The 6,850-nt window shown below is 71.2% G+C and carries 8 protein-coding genes; 1 reads left to right on the top strand and 7 read right to left on the bottom strand.

What is annotated here, in order from left to right:
- Positions 1–107: 107 nt before the first annotated feature.
- The 7 genes from AB0J36_RS34125 to AB0J36_RS34095 all read right to left on the bottom strand — a co-directional run bounded on the left by AB0J36_RS34125 (position 108) and on the right by AB0J36_RS34095 (position 6,141).
- A complete protein-coding gene (locus tag AB0J36_RS34125; RefSeq protein WP_357397267.1) occupies positions 108–854 on the bottom strand; it encodes an SDR family oxidoreductase in 747 nt (248 codons plus the stop codon).
- Positions 855–1,042: 188 nt separating this feature from the next.
- Positions 1,043–2,140, bottom strand: a complete 1,098-nt coding sequence (locus AB0J36_RS34120) for a branched-chain amino acid ABC transporter permease (RefSeq protein ID WP_357172280.1) — start codon at positions 2,138–2,140, stop codon at positions 1,043–1,045.
- Entirely contained in the window at positions 2,137–3,027 is an 891-nt protein-coding gene (locus tag AB0J36_RS34115) for a branched-chain amino acid ABC transporter permease (RefSeq protein WP_357134380.1), read from the bottom strand. The genes AB0J36_RS34120 and AB0J36_RS34115 overlap by 4 nt, the downstream gene beginning before the upstream one ends.
- Positions 3,024–3,746: an ABC transporter ATP-binding protein gene (locus tag AB0J36_RS34110; RefSeq protein ID WP_357134381.1), complete on the bottom strand. Its 723-nt coding sequence runs from the start codon at positions 3,744–3,746 to the stop codon at positions 3,024–3,026. The genes AB0J36_RS34115 and AB0J36_RS34110 overlap by 4 nt, the downstream gene beginning before the upstream one ends.
- Positions 3,746–4,489 carry an ABC transporter ATP-binding protein gene (locus tag AB0J36_RS34105; protein ID WP_357134383.1) on the bottom strand — a complete coding sequence of 248 codons (744 nt, stop codon included), beginning with the start codon at positions 4,487–4,489 and terminating at the stop codon, positions 3,746–3,748. The genes AB0J36_RS34110 and AB0J36_RS34105 overlap by 1 nt, the downstream gene beginning before the upstream one ends.
- Positions 4,490–4,492: 3 nt before the next feature.
- Positions 4,493–5,692 carry a substrate-binding domain-containing protein gene (locus AB0J36_RS34100; protein WP_357134384.1) on the bottom strand — a complete coding sequence of 400 codons (1,200 nt, stop codon included), beginning with the start codon at positions 5,690–5,692 and terminating at the stop codon, positions 4,493–4,495.
- 209 nt (positions 5,693–5,901) lie between these two features.
- Positions 5,902–6,141, bottom strand: coding sequence for a hypothetical protein (locus AB0J36_RS34095; RefSeq protein ID WP_355053529.1), 240 nt, complete (start codon positions 6,139–6,141; stop codon positions 5,902–5,904).
- Between the two features lie 320 nt (positions 6,142–6,461).
- Here AB0J36_RS34095 and AB0J36_RS34090 point away from each other — a divergent pair, with 320 nt between their 5' ends.
- Positions 6,462–6,692: a winged helix-turn-helix domain-containing protein gene (locus AB0J36_RS34090; RefSeq protein WP_357397277.1), complete on the top strand. Its 231-nt coding sequence runs from the start codon at positions 6,462–6,464 to the stop codon at positions 6,690–6,692.
- The last annotated feature ends 158 nt before the right edge of the window (positions 6,693–6,850 follow it).

Raw genomic sequence — 6,850 nt, 5'->3', positions numbered from 1 at the left:
CCCTGTTGATCAAGAGGTTCGCGGGATGATCCGGCCGGATTGTTACGCGTAACTGGTTATAAAAGGGGTTGGTGGTGGGGGGTGGGGTGGGGGTTGGGGGGGTGGGGTTAGCGGCCTAGGACTGAGCCGCCGTTGACGCCGAGGACCTGGCCGGTTACGTAGCCGGCGGCGGGGCTGGCGAGGTAGCGGACCGCCTCGGCGATGTCGTCCGGCAGTCCGGGACGCTTGACGAGCGTCTCCGCGACCCGCTTCGCGTGCCCCTCGGGGGTCATTCGGTCGCCGAAGAACTCGGTCTCGGCCACGTAGCCCGGGCTCACCACGTTGACCGTGATCTGCTCCGGACCGAGCTGCGCCGCCAGGTCGTACGCCCAACCGTGCAGGGCCGCCTTGCCCGCTGAGTAGGGGCCACCGCCACCCCGCTGGGCGGAGATCGAGCTGACCAGGATCACCCGCCCACCGGGTCGACGCAGCGCCGGCCGCAACGCCTCGGTCAACAGCACCGCGGTGAGCACGTTGGCGTCCAGGTTGGCCCGCCAGTGTGCGGCGGTCCCGGCCAGCGTGTCGGTCTCCCCGCCCAGGTAGCCGCCCGCGTTGTTGACCACCGCGTCGACCGCCCGACCGTCGACCGCAGCCAGGACCCGGTCGAGCTGCTCCGGGTCGGTCAGGTCCGCGGTCACCGGGGTGACCGCGTCCGGCCGTCCACAGTCGACGCCGATGCGCTCGGCGGCCGCCGCCAACACGTCCGCCCGCCGCCCGGCGACAAGAACGTCGTACCCGTCCCGAGCGAGCGACCCCGCGATGGCCGCCCCGATCCCGGTCCCACCCCCGCTAACCACCGCAAGCCGCGATCCCATCTCGACCTACCTCCCCATCCCCGAACCCATCGGAGAACCCCGTCGCCGAACCCCGTCGATCATGAAGTTATCGCCATCCGGCACGGCGTGTCGTGACAATAACTTCATGATCACCGGGGACGGCGAGACCCGGGGGCGGTGAGACCCCGCGACGGTGAGACCCGGGGGACGGTGAGACCGGGGAGGGCTTAGCGGGGGCGGCGGAGGGATTTGGTCAGGGCGGTCAGGCGGGGGGCCAGGCTGGTCAGGCCGCCGGGGAAGAAGTACACCGCCAGGATGAAGACCGTGCCGAGGACGAACAGGGGCTGGCTCAGCGGGTGACTGAGGACGGCCGGCAGGTTGTCGACCGCGTCGCTCGTGCCGAACGCGGTGAGCCGGTGGTCCAGGTACATGTAGAGGACGCCGCCGAGCACCGGTCCCCACCGGGTGCCCGGTCCGCCGAGCACCACCATGACCAGCAGCGAGAGGGTCAGCTCGGAGGACGTGATGTGCGGCGACGCGCCGCCGACGATCAGGACGTAGACCACCCCGCCGGCCGACGCCAGCCCACCGGCCAGGGTGAACGCCACCAGCTTGTAGCGGTACGGGTCCAGCCCGAGCACGCCGATCCGCCGCTCGTCGTCCCGCAGCCCGGCGAGCACCCGACCGGTCGGTGACCCACTGACCCGGTGCACCACGAAGACCACGAGGGTCAGGTAGGCGAGCGCCAGCCAGTACAGGTTGACCGTGTTGGTCACCCCGACCAGTCCGGCCGGCAGCCCGGACACGTCCAGCGGTAGACCCTCCTCGCCGCCGGTGAGCCCGCCGAAGTCCCGGGCCACCAGGATCGCCCCGACCTGGGCGAACGCCAACGTGACCATGGCGAACGCGATGCCCACGGTCCGCAGGGCCACCGCGCCGAGCAGCGCCGCGAGGATCGTGCCACCGGTGATGGTCAGCAGCGCCGCCTGCCACAGCGGCAGACCGGCGCGGGTGACGAGGATGTCGGTGCCGTACACGCCGGCCGCGAAGTAGAGCGCGTGCCCGAACGAGAGCATCCCGGTCCGGCCGAAGAGCAGGTCGTAGCCGGCCGCCAGCCCGCCGAAGATCAGGCAGATGGCGAGGATCTGCAAGGTGCCCGGTGAGTTGACCGGTCCCTCGAAGATCCCCGGCAGCGAGATCGTCGAGTACGGCAGGATCGCCATCACCGCCAGCGCGACCAGCGGCAGGAACGGGCGGACCCGGTGCGCGCGGCCCGGTCGCGGCGAGGTGGGCGCCGGTGCCGGTGTTGCCTCGAGGAGCGTCATGCCGTTGCCACCTTTCCGGCGATGCCCTGCGGGCGCAGCAGCAGCACCACGGCCAGCAGCCCGACCACGCAGATGTCGCCCAGCCCGGACGTGCCGTAGTAGTTGACGAACTGCTGTACCAGCCCGACCACGACCGCCGCGTACGCGGAGCCGACCACCGAGCCCATCCCGCCGATCACCACCACGATGAACGCGAAGATCAGCAACGAGCCGCCCTGCCCGGGTGAGACGGTGCCGAAGTAGACCCCGCCCAGTGCTCCGGCGAGCGCGGCAGCCGCCCCACCGATCGCGAAGACCAGCGTGAACGCCTTGCGGACGTCGATGCCGAGCGCGGTCACCATCTCCCGGTTCTCCACCCCGGCCCGGATCACCAGGCCGTACCGGGTCCAGCGCAGGAAGGCCAGGATCGCGCCGAGCACCAGCACCGCCGCGATGATCAGCAGCAGGCCGCCGTTCGGCACCTGCGCGCCGAGGATCCCGGTCACCTGTCGGGTCCAGTCGGGGCGCGGGAACGGCCGGGCGTCGGCACCCCAGGTGGCCTGGAGCAGCGCCACCCCGGCCAGCGACAGTCCGACGGTGACCAGCACCTGCTCGATGGTGCGGGAGTAGAGCGGCCGGATCAGCACCAGCTCGACCAGGACCGCGACGAGCGTGCCGGCGGCCACCCCGAAGGCGACCGCGAGCACGAAGCCGAACCCGTCCGGGCCAGCGCCCGGCAGGTTGCCCGCCGCCCACCAGGTGCCGTACGCGCCGACGCCGAGGAACAGCCCGTGCGCGAAGTTGAGCACGTCAGCGAGGCCGAAGACCAGCGACAGGCCCGACGCGACCAGGAAGTACAGCGCCGCCAGGCCCAGCCCGGTCAGCGCCAGGAGGATTACCGTGCTCATGCCTTGACCTCCGCACCCACACCCAGCAGCGACTTGGTCAGCGCGGTCTCCAGCAGCAGGTCCTGGGCGTCGCCCGTCCAGGCGACCCGGCCGGCGGAGAGCACCACGGCGTCGCGGGCCAGTCGGCGTACGACGGCCAGGTTCTGCTCGACCAGCAGCACCGGCACCGACTCCGCGACCCGCTCCAACACCTCGGCCACCTCGGTCACCACCTTCGGCGCCAACCCCTTGGTCGGCTCGTCGACCAGCAGCAGCCGGTTGTCGTTGAGCAGCACCCGCCCGATCGCGAGCATCTGCTGCTGCCCGCCGGAGAGCGAGCCCGCCCGTTGGCGTCCGCGCCGGTCCAGCTCCGGGAAGAGAGCGAAGACCTTGTCGTACGCCGGGGTGGTGCCGCGCCGTTCGGCGAGCCGCAGGTTCTCGGCGACGGTGAGGCCGGCGAACACGCACCGGTCCTCCGGTACGTAGCCGAGCCCACCGCGGACCAGCCGGTGGGTGGGCCGGGCCAGCAGGCTCTGCGCGCCCATCCGGATGGTGCCGCGCACCTCCCCGGCGGGTGGGGTGAGGCCGACGATCGCGCGCAGCGTGGTGGTCTTGCCGACGCCGTTGCGGCCAAGCAGGACGGTCACGCCGGTCGGGGCGACCGTGAAGGACACGCCCTGAAGGATGTGCAGCCCGGAGATCCGGACCGACAGGTCCTCCACAGTGAGGATCGGTTCCACTAGAGCGACTCCCCCAGGTAGGCCTCTTGCACGGTGGGGTTGGCCATCACCGTCTCCGGGGTGTCGCAGGCCAGCAGAGCGCCGTGGTGCATGACGGCGATCCGGTCGGCCAGCTCCAGGATGACGTCCATGTGGTGCTCGACCATCAGCACCGACCGGCCGCTGTCGCCGGTCAACGACTTGATGACCGTCACCAGCTCGGGCACGTCCTCGGCGCTGACCCCGGCCATCGGCTCGTCGAGCAGCATCACCCGTGGCTCACCGGCGAGCAGCAGGGCGATCTCCAACTTGCGCTTCTCGCCGTGGGCCAGGGTGCCGGCGAGCGCCGTACCCCGGTGGGCGAGGCCGACCCGGTCGAGCGCCGCGTCGGCGGCGGCGGCGACCTCCCGGTCGGCCGCCGCCCGCCGCCACAACGCCATCGAGCCCCCGCGGTGCGCCTGCACGGCGAGCCGGACGTTCTCCCGCACGCTGAGCGAGCCGAAGACCGAGGACGCCTGGAAGGTACGGCCCAGACCGAGGCGGGCCCGCCGGTGCGGCGGGAGCCCTCCGATGTCCTGCCCGTCCAGGGTGATCCGGCCCTCCGTGGCCCGGCGCAGGCCGGTGATCAGGTTGAACAGTGAGGTCTTGCCGGCGCCGTTCGGCCCGATCACGCCCAGGAACTCTCCCGGCGCCAGGTCGAGGTAGACGCTGTCGACGATGGCGACCTCACCGATCCGCCAGGTCAGACCGCGGGTGGCGAGCATTTCTCAGCCCTTCATGGCCACGGCCGGTGGCGCGGTCTCGTCGCCGGTGAGGCTCTTCTGCGCGGTGGCCGTGAAGTCGGTGCCGCTGCCGGTGAGCTTGGCCTGGAACATCGGCTGCAGCAGCGCGTGGTCGGCGGCGCGGATGGTCATCTTGCCCTTGACCCCGTCGAAGCTCCAGTCCTCGAGAGCCTTGACCATCTTTTCGACGTCGTCGCCACCCTCCTGCACGGCCCGCACCACCATCTGGGCGGCGGCGAAGCCGTCCGGGTGGAACAGGTCGATGGTGTTCACCTTGGCCTTGAGCGCCTTGCTGGCCTCGGTGTCGGACGCGCCGTCGAAGTAGTGCGACAGGAAGGAGATCTTCGCGCCGGCCGCCCCGAAGGTGGGCCAGGAGGCGCGGATGTCCAGGCCGGTGACGACCGTGGTGGACGACAGCACGCCCTGCTGGTCGAGGGTCTGCCACATGGCCGGGGCGGTCGTGCCGGCCCAGGCGACGAAGAGCAGGTCCGGCTTGGCGGCCTTGATCTGGCTGGCGAACGGCGTGAACTCGGTGGCGCTGGCCGGTGCCCGCACACTGCTCACGGTGGCGCCCGCGCCGCCGATGACGGTCTTGACGGCCGCCTCGTTGGCGTCGCCGAACGCGCCGTCCTGGGCGAAGACCACGACCTTCTTGCCGGTCGGGTCGCCGATGAAGGACTTGGCCGTCACCACGTCCTGGTAGGACTGCCGACCGGACCGGAACGTGTACTTGTTCGCCCCGGTCACCGCGTCGGTCGCGGCCGGGCCGGAGATGAAGAGAACCTTGTTCTGCGCCGCGATCGGCGCGACCTGCAACGCCACCCCGGACGCGGTCGAGCCGGCAATGATCTTCGTGCCCTTGCCGATCAGGTCCTTCGCGGCGGAGACCGCCTTGGCCGGGTCACCGGCGTCGTCGACCTCGGTCAACTCGATCTTCCGGTCACCGACCTTGCCGGTGCCCTTGGTGGCGAAGTCGAGCCCCGCCTTGAAACCCTCGATGTACTGCTTGCCGTAGCTGGCCAGGGCTCCCGATTGGGAGTACACCAGGCCGACCTTGACCGGGGCGGCACTGTCGCCGCCGCCGGTGGCGGTGTCCTGCGGGCTACCGCAGGCCGTGGCGGCCAGCGCCGCGGCCATCATCGTGGCGGCGGAGAGGAACGCCCGCCGCGTGTGCCGGACCGTCATCGCGACTCCAGGTGAGGACAGGATGCTTGGTTGTCGGCTCACGCTAGAAGTGACGTCACCCACGGGCTATGTGGCGGAAACACACAAGTAACGCCAGGGGGGTGGCCCGGGGTTACAACCGGCCGCACTACCACCCCCGACCCGGATCCCCCGATGGCCCGCAGCGCCACGGACGGATCGACAGGTGTGTCGCCCCGAGCCATCCGCCGTCAACCGCACGGCCCGGCGTGGTCCGCCGGGCGCGGGCACCGCCGCCGGCCGCCGAGCAGGTGGTCACAGAACACCCGATGTCGTACGCACTGAGCATCCTCCTCCGACACCGTCGTCTCCGCCCGGTCCACGTCGGCGAGGAAACCCAGCGCCCGCGTGATCGCCCGCGCGAACCGCAACGCCGCCGGCAGGTCAGCGGCCACCACCGGCAGGTGCACCACGAAGCGCTCCCTCGTCATGCTCACCCTCGATCCCTCGATCCGTCGATCCCTCGACCCGTCGATCCGTCGACCTGGAGGGCGGTCCGGTGCGCGGGTAGGGGACGCGCACCGGACCGCCCGGCCCCACGCCCGCAGCTCTCGACAGCGGCGGTACGAACGCGGAGCCCACCAATGGCCCGAACTCCGAGGGTTTGCCGAACCAACCGGAGCCGGACACTCCGCAACCTACACCAATTGCTTGTGTAGGTCGACGCTGCGACACGATGGCATCGCAACTTGTTGCAGTTATTGGTGTAGGCCGGCATGATCGAGGAGCCGAACCGACCGGAGTCCTCACCATGCCCACAGCAGAAGCGCCCTACCGGCGTATCGCCAACGAGATCGCCGCGAAGATCAAGAGCGGCGAGTTGAAGCCGGGCGAGAAGCTGCCCTCCACTCGGGAACTCGCCGAGAGCTACGCCGTGCACATGAACACGGCGTCGCGGGCGCTCTCCCTGCTGCACGACCGTGAGCTGATCACCGGCCAGCCTGGACGCGGCACCTACGTCGCCGTGCACCCCGGCCGCTGACGCTCCACCCTCCGCCCCGCCCACCCTCCGCACTCCTCCGCGTCGCCCCTCCCACCCTCCGCACTCCCCCGGCGTCGCCCCTCCCACCCCCCGCGCTCCCCCGGCGTCGCCCCTCCCACCCTCCGCACTCCCCCGGCGTCGCCCCTCCCACCCCCCGC

The sequence above is a fragment of the Micromonospora sp. NPDC049662 genome, assembly GCF_040675055.1.
In the GTDB taxonomy this organism is placed as follows: Bacteria; Actinomycetota; Actinomycetes; order Mycobacteriales; family Micromonosporaceae; genus Micromonospora.
Note: the sequence above shows the minus strand (reverse complement) of the source record. Positions and strands in the feature narration are given on the sequence as shown.